This window comes from Streptomyces niveus, from assembly GCF_001723055.1.
GTDB lineage: Bacteria > Actinomycetota > Actinomycetes > Streptomycetales > Streptomycetaceae > Streptomyces > Streptomyces niveus.
Genome location: NZ_MDCR01000282.1, coordinates 1 through 17,077, shown reverse-complemented (window position 1 = coordinate 17,077; position 17,077 = coordinate 1). Strand labels below are relative to the sequence as shown.

General features: G+C 71.8%; 15 protein-coding genes and 1 riboswitch. Of the genes, 10 read left to right on the top strand and 5 right to left on the bottom strand.

Translation table 11 applies throughout. The annotated features are described in order from the left end of the window. Positions 1-21 precede the first annotated feature (21 nt). The gene (locus tag BHU15_RS28190) at positions 22-1,056 is read right to left on the bottom strand and encodes an ABC transporter substrate-binding protein (protein WP_069629750.1); all 1,035 of its coding nucleotides are present in this window, start codon (positions 1,054-1,056) and stop codon (positions 22-24) included. 183 nt (positions 1,057-1,239) lie between these two features. On the opposite strand from BHU15_RS28190, the gene BHU15_RS28185 reads away from it, so the two are divergent. From BHU15_RS28185 to BHU15_RS28165, 5 genes are all read left to right on the top strand, one after another. Then, a complete protein-coding gene (locus tag BHU15_RS28185) occupies positions 1,240-2,460 on the top strand; it encodes a hypothetical protein (protein ID WP_069629749.1) in 1,221 nt (406 codons plus the stop codon). 450 nt (positions 2,461-2,910) lie between these two features. Continuing rightward, a complete protein-coding gene (locus tag BHU15_RS28180) occupies positions 2,911-3,819 on the top strand; it encodes an ABC transporter ATP-binding protein (RefSeq protein WP_069629748.1) in 909 nt (302 codons plus the stop codon). Then, on the top strand, positions 3,819-4,544 hold the full coding sequence (locus BHU15_RS28175; RefSeq protein WP_069629747.1) for an ABC transporter permease: 726 nt from the start codon (positions 3,819-3,821) through the stop codon (positions 4,542-4,544). The genes BHU15_RS28180 and BHU15_RS28175 overlap by 1 nt, the downstream gene beginning before the upstream one ends. After that, positions 4,541-5,806, top strand: coding sequence for a sensor histidine kinase (locus BHU15_RS28170; protein WP_069629746.1), 1,266 nt, complete (start codon positions 4,541-4,543; stop codon positions 5,804-5,806). The genes BHU15_RS28175 and BHU15_RS28170 overlap by 4 nt, the downstream gene beginning before the upstream one ends. After that, positions 5,803-6,408 (top strand): response regulator transcription factor, encoded by a 606-nt coding sequence (locus BHU15_RS28165; protein WP_069629745.1) that lies wholly within the window; start codon positions 5,803-5,805, stop codon positions 6,406-6,408. Before BHU15_RS28170 ends, BHU15_RS28165 begins: the two co-directional genes overlap by 4 nt. Positions 6,409-6,430: 22 nt before the next feature. Here the strand turns inward: BHU15_RS28165 and BHU15_RS28160 are convergent, their stop codons facing one another. Beyond that, positions 6,431-7,882, bottom strand: coding sequence for an MFS transporter (locus BHU15_RS28160; RefSeq protein WP_069629744.1), 1,452 nt, complete (start codon positions 7,880-7,882; stop codon positions 6,431-6,433). Between the two features lie 224 nt (positions 7,883-8,106). On the opposite strand from BHU15_RS28160, the gene BHU15_RS28155 reads away from it, so the two are divergent. From BHU15_RS28155 to BHU15_RS28135, 5 genes are all read left to right on the top strand, one after another. Beyond that, complete coding sequence (locus BHU15_RS28155; RefSeq protein WP_069629743.1) at positions 8,107-9,870, top strand: MFS transporter; 1,764 nt, start codon at positions 8,107-8,109, stop codon at positions 9,868-9,870. A gap of 70 nt (positions 9,871-9,940) precedes the next feature. Further along, the gene (locus BHU15_RS28150; RefSeq protein WP_069629764.1) at positions 9,941-10,630 is read left to right on the top strand and encodes a class I SAM-dependent methyltransferase; all 690 of its coding nucleotides are present in this window, start codon (positions 9,941-9,943) and stop codon (positions 10,628-10,630) included. Between the two features lie 9 nt (positions 10,631-10,639). Further along, positions 10,640-11,617, top strand: a complete 978-nt coding sequence (locus tag BHU15_RS28145) for an N-acetylmuramoyl-L-alanine amidase (protein ID WP_069629742.1) — start codon at positions 10,640-10,642, stop codon at positions 11,615-11,617. A gap of 325 nt (positions 11,618-11,942) precedes the next feature. Then, positions 11,943-12,782, top strand: a complete 840-nt coding sequence (locus BHU15_RS28140; RefSeq protein ID WP_069629741.1) for a DUF5336 domain-containing protein — start codon at positions 11,943-11,945, stop codon at positions 12,780-12,782. Between the two features lie 123 nt (positions 12,783-12,905). Beyond that, complete coding sequence (locus tag BHU15_RS28135) at positions 12,906-13,199, top strand: hypothetical protein (RefSeq protein ID WP_031231803.1); 294 nt, start codon at positions 12,906-12,908, stop codon at positions 13,197-13,199. A gap of 20 nt (positions 13,200-13,219) precedes the next feature. On the opposite strand, the gene BHU15_RS28130 is transcribed toward BHU15_RS28135, so the two are convergent. The 3 genes from BHU15_RS28130 to BHU15_RS28120 are packed head-to-tail and all read right to left on the bottom strand — an operon-like array spanning position 13,220 to position 16,414. Further along, positions 13,220-14,308 carry a prenyltransferase/squalene oxidase repeat-containing protein gene (locus BHU15_RS28130; protein WP_438284990.1) on the bottom strand — a complete coding sequence of 363 codons (1,089 nt, stop codon included), beginning with the start codon at positions 14,306-14,308 and terminating at the stop codon, positions 13,220-13,222. Between the two features lie 2 nt (positions 14,309-14,310). After that, complete coding sequence (locus BHU15_RS28125; RefSeq protein WP_069629739.1) at positions 14,311-15,045, bottom strand: class I SAM-dependent methyltransferase; 735 nt, start codon at positions 15,043-15,045, stop codon at positions 14,311-14,313. 52 nt (positions 15,046-15,097) lie between these two features. Then, the gene (locus BHU15_RS28120; RefSeq protein WP_069629738.1) at positions 15,098-16,414 is read right to left on the bottom strand and encodes a glycosyltransferase family 4 protein; all 1,317 of its coding nucleotides are present in this window, start codon (positions 16,412-16,414) and stop codon (positions 15,098-15,100) included. Between the two features lie 374 nt (positions 16,415-16,788). Continuing rightward, positions 16,789-16,861: riboswitch (cobalamin riboswitch) on the top strand. Positions 16,862-17,077: the final 216 nt, after the last annotated feature.

Here is a 17,077-nt window from a genome sequence, read left to right as displayed (position 1 = left end):
GCCCAGGGCCGTGCCCGCGCGTCACTTCGCCAGGTACCCGCGCAGGTCGTCCAGCACGAGCCCGGCCGCGGTGACGCCGAGACCCAGGTACCAGGTCTCGTCCGGTACGTCCACGGCCTGCCCGGCCCCGACGGCCTTCAGGTTCTTCCAGAGTGGGTTGGAGCGCGCGGTGTCCCGCTTGGTGGCCTTGGGGTCGCCGTACACACCGGTGAAGATCCAGTCGGCGTCCGCCTCGTCGATCTTCTCGGGGCTGACCTCGACGGCGAGATCGTTGATCTGCTGGTTCGCGGGCCTCGGCAGGCCGGCGTCCTCAAGGATGGTGCCGATGAACGACGCCTTCGCGTACAGGCGGATCTTGCCCGGCATGTAACGCACCATCGAGACGGTCGGCTTGTCGGCGCCGATGTCGGCGGACAGCGCCTCGACCTTCGCGTCGTACGCGTCGAGCGCCTTGTCGGCCGCCGCGCTCCGGTCGAGCGCCGCCGCGTTGAGCCGGAAGTTCTCCTTCCAGGTGAAGCCGGGACGGATGGCGAACACGGTGGGCGCGATCTTCGACAGCTCGTCGTACTTGTCGGCGGCGCGGAGCTGGCTGCCGAGGATCAGGTCGGGCTTGAGCGCCGCGATGGCCTCCAGGTTGAGGCCGTTGATGGTGCCGACGTTCTTGGGGCTGCCCGCGCCCTTCTTCAGGTAGGCGGGGATGCCCTCGTCGCCCTCGGTGGGCGCGTAGCCGACCGGTGCGAGTCCGAGCGAGACGACGTTGTCGAACTCGCCGACGTCGAGCACGACGACGCGCTCGGGACGCGCCTTGACGACGGTCTCGCCCATGGCGTGGGTGACGGTACGGGGGAACTCGCCCGGCTTGGCGTCGGTGCCGTAGCCCGCGGTCTTCTCCGCCGCCTCCGCGAAGTCCTCGCCGCCCTGCGCGACGGCCTTCTTGTCCGCGCCGGCGCCGGGGGCCGGCTTCTCCTCCGACCCACCGTCGCTTCCGCAGGCGGCGAGGGAGAGGGCGGCGGCGAGGGCCACGAGTGCGGCCGTGCCGCGACGTCTGACGGACATGTGTACGCTCCAGGAGTCTTACTTAGGGATGCCTTACTTTATGCACGCCCGCCTCGCCCAACACAACCGGCCCCTCCCCCTCAGCCAAAACCGTGACCGGCCACCCTTACGTGTGAAGCGGCCGGTCCCCTGTTGTTCGGCAGCGAGTGCGAACCTAGCGTCGTCGCCGGAGGTGACGGAGCGATGACAGCCTGTGTCATTGAGGACGTGGAAGACGCGGCGCCGGGAGGGGCCGTCCGGCGTGCGGGCTTCGCTATCGCGGCGGACGGTTCGTACGCGGCGCGGCTGACCCTTGGTGCCAACGAGGCTTCCCACGAGGAGGACGGTGCCGGGGCGGCCTGGTTCCCGGAGCGCTGGACGCTCGACGGGCCGGAGCCGTACGCCGTACCGCTGCCGCTCGACCAGCCCGAGGAGCCCGACACCGAGGTGTTGCCGCTGGCCGACGGGCGGGTGCTGATCCACCGGCGGGTGGCGGACCGGCAGGCGTTCTCGCTGCTCTACCCGACCGGGCCGGTGACGGGCGAACTGCCGCTGGGCGCGGTCGAGTGCGCGGAGCTGAGCCTGCTGCCGCCGTCGCCGGACGGCACGCGCGCGTACGCGCTGGCGCCCGGTGAACACGGCGCCACCGTCTGGCTGGTGGCGGGCGGGGCCTTCGGCCCGGAGCCGGTCGCGACCGTACGCGGCCGGTGCACGGGCGGCGTCTGGCTCGACGGTACGGGGCGGCTGCTGGCCCTGGACCGTGAACTGGACGGCGTGGTCAAGGCCGTGGCCGTCGATCTGGAACGGGGCGGCGAGGTCAGCCCGTTGCTCCAGATCGCGGAGGGGAGCAACGACCGGCTGCTGCTGGCCGACGCCGACAGCGGTCTGCTGCTGATCCGTTCGGACGCGCCGGGCCACGACCGGCTCGGCTGGGGCGTGCTGGGCAGCGCGCGGCCGGTGCGTTTCCCGCAGTGCCTGCGGCCGGCGGACCGCACGGTCACCCCGTTCGCCGTCCAGCCGGGGCAGACGCTGATGCCGGAGAACTGCGCGGTCGCGCTGCGGATCGACGGTCCGGCCGGTACATGGGTGGGGACCTGGCGTCCTTCGGGCCGGCGGCTGCATCAACAGGCGGCGCCGGAGGGCTGGCTGGCGGGCACGGGGCTCTGGTCGCGGGACGGGGTGCTCCAACTGCCGTACGCCACGGGCACGATGCCCTGCGGCGTGGCCCGGCTGGAGGCGCCGCGCGACGTGCCGCAGGACGTACCGCAGGACCTGCCCCCTGACGTCCGGACCGAATTGACCACAGAACCCCCACAACCGGAAGCCGCAGATGGGAATGGGTCCGCGCCCCGGGCAACTCGCCTCGTACGCAAGCCGGTTCCGCTCCAGCAGGCACCCCTCACCGGGCGTACGGCCGCCGGATAGGCCTGGTTAGAATTTCGCCACGGGTCCGGTCGGTCGGTACGGGGACGGCCGGCCCCCGTGTGCCACCAGCGGTGACAGCGGTGGCAGCACCGGATATCAGCGAGCCAACGGGGTGACTTCCCACATGTCTGAAAGCCAGCCGGCCGGCGACCAGGACGACACCGGCCACGGAAAACACCGCGGCGGGTCCGCCACGACGGACGACTCACAGTCGTCGGCACACGGCCGCCACCGCCGTCCCGGGGACAACTCCGAGGCGGCGTAGGTAAGTTCGAAGTATCGCCGGGGCGGGCCGCACAGGCCCGTCCCGGCGATTCTCATGCGGGCGGTCCGGCAGGCGGCCGCCAGGACATTTGTCCCGGCCGAGTCCGTACATGCGCATCTGCCGGAGGACCACCCGCTCTCCGTAGCGTCGTCGGCATGACACAGACCAGAGCAACAGAGCGCGCCGTGAGCGTCGAAGGGGCCGTCAAGTCCTTCGGCGCCGTCCGCGCCGTGGCCGGAGTCGACCTGGACATCGCGCGCGGCGAGACCGTCGCCCTCCTCGGCCGCAACGGCGCGGGCAAGTCCACCACCATCAATCTGCTGCTCGGCCTCGACGAGCCGGACAGCGGACGCGTCCGGCTCTTCGGCGACACCCCCGAGCGCGCGGTGCGTTCCGGGCGGGTCGGCGCGATGCTTCAGGACGGCGGGCCGATCCGCCGCGCGACGGTGGGCGAACTCGTGTCGTTCGTGGCGAGCACGTATCCGCGGCCCCTGCCCGTCGCCGAGGCCCTGCGCCTCGCCGGGCTCACCGAACTCGCCGCCCGCCGCGTCGACAAGCTCTCCGGCGGCCAGTGGCAGCGCGTGCGCTTCGCCGTCGCCCTCGCGGGCAACCCCGAACTGATCGTCCTCGACGAGCCGACGGCGGCCCTCGACGTGGAGGCCAGGCGCGCGTTCTGGGCGTCGATGCGGGCCTACGCCCGCCGGGGCAACACCGTCCTGTTCTCCACGCACTACATGGAGGAGGCCGACGGGAACGCCGACCGCATCGTCGTCATCGACCACGGCCGGATCGTCGCCGACGGCAGCGGCGAGCGCGTCAAGAGCACGGTCGGCGGCCATCTCGTCGCCTTCGACCTGGCGGGGCGCGGCACGGAAGGGCTCGGCACACTGCCGGGCGTCGTGTCGGTGGAGGTACGGGGGGACAGGGCCCGGCTGCGTACGGACAACTCCGACGCGACCGTCATGGCGCTGGTCGGCCTCGGCAGACTCAAGGGCCTGGAGGTCGCCCACGCCACGCTGGAGGACGCCTTCCTGGCTCTGACCCAGGAGAGACCGGCGGAAGAGCGGGTCACGAAGCCGAAGGAGACGGTGTGATGCGGGACTACGTCAGGCTCGAAGTACGCCGCACCCTGCGCGACCCGGGATTCGTGATCTTCAGCGCCGGGATGCCCGTGCTGATGTATCTGCTGTTCACCAATCTCGGCGCCGCCGACGACGGCGCCGCCGCCTGGAAGACCACCGCCATGGTCGGCATGGCCGCCTACGGCGCGCTCGGCGCCGCCGTCAGCGTCGGCACGGGTATCGCCGAGGACCGTTCGCTCGGCTGGCTGCGCCTGCTGCGCATCACCCCCATGCGGCCCCGCCAGGTCGTACTCGGCCGCGCGGTCACCAGCTCCGTGACCGTCCTGCCCGCGATCCTGACGGTCCTGGCGGCCGGCGCCCTGGCCAACGGCGTACGGCTCGACGCGTGGCAGTGGGCGGTGCTCGTCCTGCTGCTGTGGGTGGGCACGCTGCCGTTCACGCTCTTCGGGATCGGCAACGGCTACCGGCACTCCGCGCAGACCGCCGGGGTGCTCAACGTGGCCACGCTGATGGGTCTCGCGGTGATCGGCGGGCTCTGGTTCCCGATCGAGGCGTTCCCGGGCTGGCTCCGGGCCGTCGCCGAGTACACGCCCGCCCACGGTTTCGCCGAACTCGGCTGGGCCACCACCGACGGCCACGCCCCCGGGCTCACGACGGTCGCGGTACTCATCGGCTGGCTCGCGGTGTTCGGTTCGTACGCTGTGACGTCCTACCGGAAATCTGCGAGGACGCCATGACCGAAGACGCGACGACGACACGGCGCGGGCGGGCGAAAGCGCGGCGCCGGCAGGCCAGGGCGGTACGCCGGGAGGCGAGGGCGGTACGCAGGCGGCGGCCGGGACCCACGTCCGGCTTCGCCATGCTGCCGTGGCTGCTGCTGGGTCTCGGCTCCTTCTCCAACCTCGTGCAGGGCGAGACCCCCAACCCCTGGTTCGGCGGCATCGGTCTGTTCGTCTTCAACTCCCTCTACATCAGCGTGGTGTTCCGGGCCTTCCACCCGATGGCGCGCAACAGCGCGGCCACCTGGTGGTCGCTCGCCGGGATGGCCGTGATGACGTTCGGTCTCGGCGGCGCCTACGGCGGCAGCTGGCTGCTGTTCTTCCCGCTGTTCGGGCTCGCCTGCGGCACCGTGCTGCGCGGCCGGAACCTCGCCCTGGTCGGCGCGCCGCTGACGGTGGCGGTCGCGGTCGTCGCGGCGGTCCACGACGGCTGGGGCGCGGTGACCATCGCGTACGGCACGGTCATCTCGATGCTGGTCACCGCGGCGATCCTCGCCCTGTCCGAGACGGTCGTGGAACTGCACTCCACCCGGCAGGAGCTGGCGCGTTCGGCGGTCGAGGAGGAGCGGCTGCGCTTCTCCCGCGATCTGCACGACCTGCTCGGCCACACCCTGTCGGTGATCGTGGTGAAGTCGGAGGCCGCGCGCCGGCTGGCGCCGCGCGACATGGACGCGGCGCTGGAGCAGGTCACCGACATCGAGTCCGTCGGGCGGCAGGCGCTGAGGGAGATCCGCGAGGCCGTCACCGGTTACCGCGACAGCAGCCTCTCCACCGAGCTGGACCGGGCCCGCTCCGCGCTGACCGCCGCCGGGATCGAGCCCGTCGTACGGCAGTCGGGGCCGCCGCTGGGGCCGCGTACGGAGGCGCTGCTGGGCTGGGTCGTACGGGAGGCCGTCACCAACGCCGTGCGGCACAGCGGCGCGACCCGGTGCGAGATCACGGTGCACGGCGCGCCCGAGCAGGTCCGGCTGGTGATCACCGACGACGGTCGCGGCGTACGCTCTGCACCGGCCGGCGGTACGGGTGGCGAGGGGACGGGTGGCAGGGGGACGGGCCTCAGGGGCCTCACCGAGCGGCTGGCCGCGGCGGGCGGCTCGCTCGAAGCGGGACCGGCGCCGCGCGGCGGCTTCCGGGTGACGGCCGTGCTCCCGGTGGATCCCGCGACCGACGCGCCCACGGACGCGGCGGCCTCACTCATGGAATCGGAGCGACCGGCATGATCAGAGTCCTTCTCGCGGAGGACCAGGGCATGATGCGCGGCGCCCTCGCGCTCCTGCTCGGCATGGAGCGGGACATGGAGGTGGTCGCCCAGGTGGCCACCGGGGACGCCATCGTCGGTGCCGCGCTCACCGCACGCCCCGACGTGGCGCTGCTCGACATCGAACTCCCCGGCCGCAGCGGACTCGACGCCGCCGCCGACCTGCGCGAGGAGGTTCCCGACTGCCGGGTGCTGATCCTCACCACCTTCGGCAGGCCGGGCTATCTGCGCCGGGCCATGGAGGCGGGGGCGGCCGGGTTCCTGGTCAAGGACGGGCCGGTGGAGGAGCTGGCCGAGGCGATCCGGCGGGTGCTGTCGGGCGAGACCGTCGTCGATCCGGCGCTGGCCGCCGCCGCGCTGAGCGCGGGGCCGAGCCCGCTGACCGCGCGCGAACGCGACACGCTGAACGCCTCCGTGGACGGGGCGACCGTCGCCGACATCGCGGCGAAGCTGCATCTGTCCGAGTCGACCGTACGCAACTACCTCTCGTCCGCGATCGGCAAGACCGGCACCCGTAACCGCATGGAGGCCGTACGGGCGGCCCGTCAGCAGGGCTGGCTCTGAACGGCCGTGCCGGCGAACGGGGTCACGTGTCCGAGTGGCGCGGCAGCCAGAAGAACATCAGCACCGCCGCGACGAGCAGCAGCCCCGAACCGGTCCTGAAGGCCAGCGCGTACCCCTCGGTGAGCGCGCCGGGCCCCGTCCCGTGGGACGTACGCGCCGCCGCGACCGTCGACAGGACCGCGAGGCCGATAGCCCCGCCCATGGTCCGCGAGGTGTTCACCAGGCCGGAGACGAGTCCGGCCTCGCCGGGTGCGGCGCTCCCCGTCGCGAGGGCGGCGAGCGGTGTCATGGCCAGCCCGGCGCCGGCCATCATCAGGATGCCGGGGCCCAGGATCGTCCTGAGGAACGTGCCGTCGGCGGTCATCATCGACTGCCAGCCGAATCCGACGGCGCCCACGAGCGCGCCGAGGACCGCGACGTGCCGGGCGCCGATGCGCCGCATCACCAGGGGCGCCAGCTTGGAGCCGAGCACGACGCTCAGGGAACTCGGTATGAGCGCGAGGCCCGCTTCCAGCGGTGTGTAGCTGAGGACGTTCTGGGCGTACACGGTCATGAAGAACCACATCGCGAACGACGCCGAACCGGTCACCAGCATCCCCGCGTTGGCGGCCGACACCGCCCGTACCCGGAAGAGTCTCAGCGGCATCAGCGGTTCCTTCGTACGCGCCTCCACCAGCAGGAAGGCCGCGAGCAGCAGCACTCCGCCGACCAGCGGCACGAGTGTCACGGCGGCGCCCCAGCCCGCCTGCTCGGTCTGCACGATGCCGTACGCGACGACGGCGAGACCGCCGGTGACCAGGACGGCGCCGGGCAGGTCCAGCCGCCGCCGTGCCTCGTCGGCCCGGCTCTCCGTCAGCCACAGCACGGCGGCGAGCAGGACCAGCGCCCCGGCGGGCACGTTGATCAGCAGCACCCAGCGCCAGGACAGCACGTCGGTGAGGACGCCGCCGACGAGCCCGCCCGCCGCGCCGCCGCCGGCGCCGACGGCCGCCCAGGTGGCTATGGCCCGCGTCCGGGCCGGTCCGGCGGGGACGGCCGCGGTCAGGATGGTGAGGGTCGCGGGGGCCAGTACGGCGGCGCCGAGACCCTGCACACCACGGGCGGCGAGCAGTTGCCAGCCCTCCTGCGCAAGTCCGCCGGCGAGGGACGCGGCGGTGAAGACACCCAGCCCGGCGAGGAACATGCGCTTGCGCCCGAAGATGTCGGCGGCCCGGCCGCCGAGGAGCATGAAACCGGCGAAGGCGATCGAGTAGGCGTTGAGGACCCACTGGAGGCCGATGGTGCTCAGGCCCAGGTCGGTGCGCATCGACGGCAGTGCGACGTTGACGACCGAGACGTCGAGTACGACGAGGAACTGTCCGGCGCACGCGGCGAGGACGACGGCCCACGTACGGGCCGACCTCGCGCCGCCGCCGGACCTGCTCGCGTGATCGGTGTCTGCGTCTGTATCGGTGACTGCCGGGACCTGGGCCATGGCGGTAATAGTTCCACCCCCACCCCTGCCCCGTACATCGGGATATCGGCCTACAGAACACCTGACCGTACGACCTAGGGCCACTGCGCGATGGTTGCCCGGGGCAGGAATACGGGAGCGTCCCGTAAGCGTTCAGCCTGAAGCTACTTAGTGGCCTCAAGCATCTTCTTGCCGGCCCTACCCGACTCTTTCGCACACCTTTCGTCTGCCCGGAGGCTCCACCTATGCCAGAAGCGACGCCCGACCAGTACGCCGGATCCGGCCCCCTCCCCGGGGCCGTTCCGCGTAAGCGGGGGACCGGCGGTGTCGTTCCCGTGCTGGCGTTCGCCGGCATCACGGTCGCCGTCATGCAGACCCTGCTCGTCCCGATCATCAAGGACCTGCCGGCGCTGCTGCGTACCTCGCCCGACAACGCGACGTGGGTCATCACGGCCACCCTCCTCGCCGGCGCCGTGTCCACCCCGATCATGGGACGGCTCGGCGATCTCTACGGCAAGCGCCGGATGCTGCTCGCGAGTCTCGCCGTCATGGTCGTCGGCTCGCTGGTCTGCGCGTTCACCGACGATCTGACGGTGATGATCGCCGGTCGCGCGCTGCAAGGCTTCGCGATGGGCGCGATACCCCTGGGCATCGGCATCATGCGCGACGAGCTGCCCCGCGAGAAGCTCGGCTCGGCGATGGCGCTGATGAGTTCGTCGATCGGTGTGGGCGGTGGACTCGCCCTGCCCGGCGCCGCGTTCGTCGCCCAGCACGCCGACTGGCACACGCTCTTCTTCGGCGCCGCCGGGCTCGGTGTGCTGTCGATGGTGCTGACGGTCGTCGCCGTACCGGAGAGTTCGGTACGGGCCGGCGGCCGGTTCGACTGGTTCGGCGCGCTCGGGCTCTCCGCGGGCCTGGTCGCCCTGCTGCTGCCGGTCACCAAGGGCAGCACCTGGGGCTGGACCTCGCCCACGACGCTCGGTCTGTTCGGTGCGGCCGTCGTGATCCTGGGCCTGTGGGGCTGGATGGAGCTGCGGCTGAAGGCCCCGCTCGTGGACCTGCGCACCAGTGCCCGCCGCGAGGTGCTGCTCACCAACCTCGTCTCGGTGATGGTCGGCGTCGCGTTCTACGCGGTGTCGCTGATCCTGCCGCAGCTGCTCCAGCTCCCCACCTCCACCGGTTACGGCCTCGGCCAGTCGATGGTGGTCGCGGGCCTGTGCGTGGCCCCGCTCGGTCTGACGATGATGTTCGTCGCCCCGCTCTACGCCCGGATCTCGGCGCGGCGCGGCCCGAAGGTCTCGCTGATGATCGGCATGGCCGTCATCGCGGTCGGTTACGGCGCGGGCCTGGTCATGATGAGCGCCGCCTGGCAGACCGTCGTGATCTCGATGGTCCTCGGCGCGGGCATCGGTCTCGCGTACTCCTCGCTGCCCGCCCTGATCGTCGGCGCCGTCGACCCGACGGAGACCGGCGCGGCCAACGGGCTGAACACGCTGGCGCGTTCGATCGGTACGTCGGTCTCCAGCGCCGTCATCGGCATGGTGCTGGCGCGTACGGCGATCGGTACGGGTCCCACGGCGGTGCCCAGCATGCACGGCTTCCGCGTCTCGTTCATGATCGCCACCGCCGCCGTGCTCGGCGGTCTGGCGCTGGCGTTCTTCCTGCCGTCCCACAAGGCGTCGACCCGTACGGAGTTGCTGGCGAGCAGCGAGGACGACACCGCCGCGCGTGACCTCCGGGGCTTCCGCGGCCGGGTGCTCGACGCCGACGGGGCTCCGGTCTCGCGGGCGAACGTCACGCTGATCGACCCCGGGGGCCGTCAGGCGGGTCTCACCACGGCGGACGACGAGGGCCGGTACGCGCTGGCGGCCCCGGCGGCCGGCCGGTACGTCCTGGCGGGCTCGGCCACGGGCCACGCCCCGTACGCCCACCCGGTGACGTATCTCGGCGGGGCCGTCGCGGTGGAGGTGGACCTGGTCCTGGCGCCCAGGGCCGCGGTGCGGTCGTAGGACGGCGTACGGGAACATGGCCGTGCCCGCCACCACGCACACCGCGCCAGGCACCACGCAGGAGGACCGCATGACCGCCGGGACCGCCACCGCCCCAGCGCCCGAGGTCCTCGCGGCCTTCGAGTCCGCCAAGGGCTTCATGCCGACCGGTGAGGGTCTCGCGCTGTACGCCGCCGCCACCGAGGCCGCAGCCCTCGGGCTGCCGCTGCTCGAAGTCGGCACGTACTGCGGCCGTTCCACGATCCTGCTCGCCGACGCCGCCCGTACCGCCGGTGTCACCGCGCTGACCGTCGACCACCACCGGGGCAGCGAGGAGCAGCAGCCCGGCTGGGAGTACCACGACCCGTCGGTCGTCGACGCCGAGGTCGGCCTGATGGACACCCTGCCGTCCTTCCGCCGCACGCTCCACGCCGCCGGCCTGGAGGAGCATGTCGTGGCGCTGGTCGGCCGGTCCCCGCAGGTCGCGGCCGTCTGGGGCGGCCGGCTGGGGCTGGTGTTCATCGACGGCGGCCACACCGACGCGCACGCGAACGGCGATTACGAGGGCTGGGCGCCGCATCTGGCCGTGGGCGGGCTGCTGGTGGTCCACGACGTGTTCCCCGACCCGGCGGACGGCGGCCAGGCCCCGTACCGCGTGTGGCTGCGGGCGCTGGCGTCCGGCGCGTTCGCCGAGGTGTCGGCGTGCGAATCGCTGCGAGTCCTGCGACGTACGGGCGACCTACCGGCGCCGGAACCTGACGCTCCGTCCCGCACGCACTAGCATCGCCGCGTGTCGTACGACGAGAGCCACTTCCCCGCCCCCCGCCGCCGGATCCCGCGCAGCACGCTGGTCCTCTCGATCGGTGCCCTGGTGCCGGCCGCCTTCGCCGGATGGCTGATCTGGCAGTCCACCGGCGGGTCCGACGACGGGGGCGCCGCCCAGGCCGCGAGTTCGTCGGCCGCCGCCGAGCGGCCCGGCTCCCCCGGACCCGAGCCGAGGCCGTCCGTGTCGCAGTCCTCCCCGTCGTCGCCCCCGGCGTCCGCGCCGGGCGACGACGGCGCCCCCGGGGACGCGCGCCCGGCGCCGGGCGAGGGCCCGCTCGCGGGGAAGGTCGTCGTCATCGACCCCGGACACAACCCGGGCAACTTCAAGCACACCGCCGAGATCAACAAGCTCGTGGACATCGGAACCAACCGCAAGGAATGCGACACCACGGGCACCGCGGGCAACGCGGGTTACACGGAGGCCGAATTCACCGCCGATGTTTCACAGCGCCTCCGCACTCTCCTCCGTAAAGAGGGGGCGACCGTGAAACTCACACACGAGAACGACCGCCCGTGGGGACCTTGTGTGGACGAGCGCGCGGAAATCGGCAACAAGGCCGGGGCGGACGCCGTCATCTCCATCCACGCGGACGGCTCGGGCGCCGGCAACCGCGGCTTCCATGTCATCCTCCCGGCACTGGTGAAGTCCGGCGGGGCGGACACCACAAAGATCGTGACTCCCTCGCGCGATCTCGGCGAACGCGTCGCGGGCAATTTCGTACGCGCGACCGGAAGCGCTCCTTCCAATTACGTCGGCGGGGGCACCGGACTTGATGTGCGCGACGACCTCGGCGGACTGAATCTCTCCACCGTGCCCAAGGTCTTCATCGAGTGCGGCAACATGCGTGACAGCAAGGACATCGCGCTGCTGACGAGCGCCGACTGGCGGCAGAAGGCGGCGCGGGGAATGGCGGACGGCATCAGCGGTTTCCTCACGCGATAGCCGCGCACGGGCGAACACGGGAGGAACACCGGGCGGGAACAACTGGTGGTAAGCCTTCCGGAACACTGCCCCAACAGCCGGAAACGGCAACGGATTCACAACGAAAAGACCGCGATCGATTCTTTCGGCGCGCACTCCCGCAACCGTTGGAGGGCTTGCCGTTGTCCTCTCACGAGGTGGCCCGGAACCGAGAAGACGACCCGCTCGGGCAGACGGTAGATTCATCCGTACGATAGGGAGCCGCCCCCGAGCTTCGCACCTCGCACCGTCGCCCTCGCGCCGGTGGCGACCGCCCCGACGAGACGATCCAAGAAGGACTTTTCACGTGAACATCCGCTCCCTCACACGAGGCGATGGCGTGGTGATCGGAGCAGCGGTGGTGCTGTTCATCGCCTCGTTCCTCGACCTGGTCGGTATCGACTGCCCGCAGGGCGTCGACTGCTCGAACTTCAGCTCGAACGCCTGGGACGCGCTCGGCCTTCTGATGAGCATGTTCATCGCCGGAATCATCGGCGCTGCGCTCATCGTTGTCGGACGCGCCGTGCCGGGCCGCAAGGTGGCCGGTCTGGACCTCGGTCAGTTCGGTGTCGCCCTGACCGTCTTCGCCCTGTGGACGGCGTTCTGGAACATCATCGACGCGGACAACGCGGGCGCCGGCATGATCCTCGGCCTGCTCTCCACGATCGTTCTCGCCGCCGGCGCGGTCGCCACCCCGCTCGTTCCCGCCCTGAAGGCGCCCCTCGTCGGCGCCCCGAAGCCGCAGGTCGCCTCGCCGTACGGCCAGCCGGGCCACCCCGGCCAGGGTTACGGCTACCCGGGCGCCCAGCAGGGACCCTACGGTGGCCAGCCGGGCCAGCCGCAGCCGTCGTACGGGGGCCCGCAGCCGGGTCAGCCCGGTCCCGGTCAGCCCGCGCAGGGCGGACAGCCGGGGGCGCCGGGTCCGAAGCAGGACGGTTCGGCCGGCGGTAACTTCGAGGCGTTCTGGTTCGCCGTGCCGGTGGCCCGTCCGCTGTACGGCGAGGACGGCTCACCGTCCCCGATCGCCGAACTCGCGCCCGGTACCTGGTACTTGGCGGTCGAGCAGCGCGGCCCCGGTCTGATCGCCCAGACGCAGGACGGCCGTCGCGGTCTGCTCCAGGACACGACGGGCATCCAGCGCGGCTGACCGGCCCCGTACGCCACACCATCGCGGCCCTCGCCCTGCCGGGCGGGGGGCCGTCGGCATACCAGAGACAGCATGTGGGTCAGATAAGGGTTTCACCCGCGCCGAAGCGGCAACACGGTCGTCATGGCCTCACGTCAACGTAGTGGAAGCAGCGCAGCAGCCACGATCCTCATAGTGATCGCGGATGTCATGGCCTTCATCTTGGGCCTGTGGATTCTGATGTACCTGCTGGACGCCAACCGCGCCAACGACCTGGTGAACTTCGTCCAGGACGCGGCACGCTGGCTCGCCGGCTGGTCGTACGACCTGTTCACCTTCGACGAGGCATGGGCACGGGTGGTGTGCGGTTACGGTCTCGCGGCCGTCGTCTACCTGTTCATCGGCCACGCACTGGCCGGCCGGCTCCGTCGAATCTGACAGGACGTCAGTATCCTTCGTCAGCCGACCCGTTCGCAGCAGTCCGGCTCAAGTCCGGACGGCAGCCTCTCACCGCTGAAGACCGCCGTGGTCGCCTCGTCCCCCCCGAGCGCGGCCACGGCCAGCAGCAGTGACGCCGCCGTCCAGCTCGTCAACTCCTCGGGCCAGACGGCCTTCCCGCCCTCGAAGACATAGCCCGTCCAGTACATTCCGCCGTCCGCGCGCAGATGCCCGATGGACTGGAGCACGTCCAGCGCCCGGTCGGACTCCCCCACCACCCAGAGCGCCAGGGCGAGTTCACAGCTCTCACCGCCGGTGACCCAGGGGTTGGGCAGCACGCAGCGCACACCGAGTCCGGGGACGACGAAACGGTCCCAGCCCTCCTCGATACGGGCCTTGGCCTGCGTTCCGGTCATCGCGCCGCCGAGGACCGGGTAGTACCAGTCCATCGAGTAGCGGCTTTTGTCGAGGAACCGTTCGGGGTGCGCGCTGATCGCGTGCGCCAGTGATCCGGCGGCCAACTCCCAGTCGGGCTGTGCCTCTTCGCGCTCCTCGGCGATGGCGAGCGCGCAGCGCAGCGCCTGGTGCACGGACGAACTGCCGGTCAGCAGCGCGTCGTCGACGGCGGTGCCGTCGGCCTCGCGCTTCCAGCCGATCTGTCCGCCGGGCAGCTGGAGCGCCAGGACGAACTCGACGGCGGAGTGCACGACGGGCCACATACGGTCGAGGAACCCCTCGTCGCCGGTGGCCAGATAGTGGTGCCAGACCCCGACGGCGGGATAGGCGCAGAAGTTGGTCTCGCGGCTCAGATCGGTGGGCCGGGCGGCGTCGCCGTCGTCGTAGGCGGCGTACCAGGACCCGTCCTCGTTCTGATGCCGGGCCAGCCACTCGTACGCGCGCGCCGCCGCCTCGTGCTCGCCGGACGCGTCCAGCGCCATGGCGGCCTCGGTGTGGTCCCACGGGTCGAGGTGGTGGCCGCGAAACCACGGGATGGCACCGTCGGGGCGCTGCACGGCGAGGATGCCGGCGACGGTCTCCGACGCCTGATCGGCCGTGAGGACACCGGGCAGGACGAGGTGTTCGGTGCGGTCGGGGCCGCGACCGGGCAAGGTCACTTGCCCTCCGCCGTCGGCAGGTGCGGCTTGGTGGCGTAGGCGACGAAGCTCTTGCCGACGACGGGGTTGAGCAGTTGCTCGGCGAAGCGGGTCGCGAAGGGTTTCTTCATGATGTCCCAGACGAGCAGCTTGTGATACGCGCGAACGGGCAGCGCCCGGTCGTTGTCCACGCCGAAGGCGCACTTGAGCCACCAGTACGGGGCGTGCAGGGCGTGCGCGTGATGGGTGCCGTACGGCCGGAGTCCGGCCTCCCGCATCCGGCGCAGGAGTTCGTCGGCCTTGTAGATACGGATGTGGCCGCCCTCGACCTCGTGGTACGCGTCGGAGAGCGTCCAGCAGACCTTCTCGGGGCCGTACCGGGGCACGGTCACGGCGATCCGGCCGCCGGGCCGCAGGACGCGGACCATCTCGGCGAGTACGCCCTTGTCGTCGGGGATGTGCTCCATGACCTCGGAGATGATCACGACGTCGAAGGACTCGTCGGGGAAGGGCAGGTGGAGCGCGTCCCCCTCCATCGCGGTGGCGGTGGCGCCGGGTGGCGCCTCGCCCTCCTCCTTCATCGCGGCGAACCAGGTGGCGACTTCGCGGATCTCCGCACCGTTCCGGTCGAGGGCCACGACCTGGGCGCCGCGCCGGTAGCACTCGAAGGCGTGCCGGCCCGCGCCGCACCCCAGATCGAGCACCCGGTCGCCTGGGGCGAGCGGGAAACGGGAGAAGTCCACGGTCAGCACGAGTTCCTGCTTTCGCGGGTCGGGGTCGGGGTCGGGGTCGGAGAGTCCGGGGTCAGCGCGTGGCCCCCGCGCGGGCGGCGACGGCCGCGCGGTACAGCTCGACGGTGCCCTCGGCGGCGCGCGCCCAGGTGAAGCGGCTCAGCACCCGCTCGCGCCCGGCGGCGCCGAGCCGCCGGCGCAACTCCCCGTCACGGAGCAGTCTGTTGAGGGCGCCGGCCAGCGCGTCCGCGTCACCGGGCGGCACGGCCAGAGACGTCTCGCCGTCCGCCCCGGCCACCTCGGGGATCGCGCCGCCGGTGGTGGCGACCAGCGGGGTGCCGGTGGCCATGGCCTCGGCGGCGGGCAGGGAGAACCCCTCGTACAGGGACGGCACGCACGCGATCTGCGCGCCGCGCACGAGGTCGACCAGTTCGGCGTCGGAGATGCCCTTGACGAACCGGACGGCGTCGCCGAGCCCGTGCTTCTCGATGGCCTGGTGGACCGGTCCGTCGTCGGCGCGTTTGCCGACGACGACGAGATGCGCCCGCGGGTGCTCCGTACGGAGCTTGGCCAGCGCCTCGACGAGATGGATCAGGCCCTTGAGCGGCACGTCGGCGCTGGAGGTGGTGACGATCCGGCCCGGTATCTCCGGGACGGCGGGGTCCGGCGAGAACAGCCGGGTGTCGGCGCCGATGGGGACGACCCGGATGCGCTCGGGGCGTACGCCGAGGTGGTCGGTGATCTCCTGTTTCGAGCTGCCGGAGACGGTGACCACGGAAGGCAGCCGGCGCGCGACGCGCTTCTGCATGCGGGTGAAGCCGTACCAGCGGCGTACGGAGGCACGGGCGCGCCGCCCGTCGGCGGCGTCGATCTCCAACCGCCGGTCGACGGTGATGGGGTGGTGGATGGTGGTGACGAGGGGGGCGCCGAGGTCGCCGAGGAGCCCGTAGCCGAGCGTCTGGTTGTCGTGCACGACGTCGAACTCGCCCCGGCGGGCTGCCAGATGACGGCGGGCGCGCAGCGAGAAGGTCAGCGGCTCGGGAAAGCCGCCGGTCCACATGGTGGCGACCTCGAGGGCGTCGATCCAGTCGCGGTACTCGCCACGCTTCGGGGTGCGGAACGGGTCGGGCTGCCGGTAGAGGTCGAGACTGCCGAGTTCGGTGAGCGGGACGCCGTCGTCGAGTACGGGGTAGGGCTGGGCGCCGATGACCTCGACGCTGTGCCCGAGGCGGGCCAGCTCGCGGGAGAGGTGGCGTACGTAGACACCCTGGCCGCCGCAGAACGGGTTGCCCTTGTAGGTGAGGAGCGCGATGCGCAGCGGCCGGTCCGGCGCGCCGGAGGTGGTGGCGGGCCCCGCGGGGCTACCCGCCGCTATGGCCTCAGCGGTCACTCTCGGCCCTCACTTCTCACTTCACTTTCGCCGGAGCGTAGCCGCTCGCGTCAATCCGGAACAAGTTCCCGCCGGGTGGACGGGAGGACACAGCGAACCTCGAATCTACCGGCAAGTAAGGACGAGCAGCGGGGCGGGACCGGGTGATTCGCGCCACGACGGGCCGCGAGGTCCGGCCGGACACGGCGGAGAGGCACGCTTCCTGACGGACCGTCAGCGAATGCCCGCCACCACTCGCCCCGCGCGCCCGGTTCCACCGGCGGACGATGGGGACGAAACCGGCATCGGGGCGGGACCGGCGGCACCGGCGGCGGTGTCCGGGGCGGCCGAAAAGGGGCCGGTAGAGTGAGCGGGTCGTCATCATGCCCGTACGGGGGGAAGCCGGTGCGAATCCGGCGCTGACCCGCAACCGTGAGCCGCCCTCGCAGGCGGCGAGTCGGAACACCCCGGACGCGGACGTGACCGGCTCGCGCCACCGGAAACCGCCGGTGGCCGGCACCGTCGAGGCATACGGGGCCGGAGCCTGGTGCCTCAGCGTGCCTGCCCGGTTGCGGTGTTCCGGCGTTTCCGCAGTTCCGTAGTACCGCGTTCCCGCAGTTCAGCGTTCCGTAGTTCCGCATTCCCGCAGGAGAGGCTCCACCCGCCATGATCACCGTTCGCCGC

What these genes read in the sequence shown, in the direction of transcription:
- BHU15_RS28190 (WP_069629750.1), bottom strand. Translation starts at nt 1,056, where the DNA reads ATGTCCGTCAGACGTCGCGGCACGGCCGCACTCGTGGCCCTCGCCGCC.
- BHU15_RS28185 (WP_069629749.1), top strand. Translation starts at nt 1,240, where the DNA reads ATGACAGCCTGTGTCATTGAGGACGTGGAAGACGCGGCGCCGGGAGGG.
- BHU15_RS28175 (WP_069629747.1), top strand. Translation starts at nt 3,819, where the DNA reads ATGCGGGACTACGTCAGGCTCGAAGTACGCCGCACCCTGCGCGACCCG.
- BHU15_RS28170 (WP_069629746.1), top strand. Translation starts at nt 4,541, where the DNA reads ATGACCGAAGACGCGACGACGACACGGCGCGGGCGGGCGAAAGCGCGG.
- BHU15_RS28165 (WP_069629745.1), top strand. Translation starts at nt 5,803, where the DNA reads ATGATCAGAGTCCTTCTCGCGGAGGACCAGGGCATGATGCGCGGCGCC.
- BHU15_RS28160 (WP_069629744.1), bottom strand. Translation starts at nt 7,882, where the DNA reads ATGGCCCAGGTCCCGGCAGTCACCGATACAGACGCAGACACCGATCAC.
- BHU15_RS28155 (WP_069629743.1), top strand. Translation starts at nt 8,107, where the DNA reads ATGCCAGAAGCGACGCCCGACCAGTACGCCGGATCCGGCCCCCTCCCC.
- BHU15_RS28150 (WP_069629764.1), top strand. Translation starts at nt 9,941, where the DNA reads ATGACCGCCGGGACCGCCACCGCCCCAGCGCCCGAGGTCCTCGCGGCC.
- BHU15_RS28135 (WP_031231803.1), top strand. Translation starts at nt 12,906, where the DNA reads ATGGCCTCACGTCAACGTAGTGGAAGCAGCGCAGCAGCCACGATCCTC.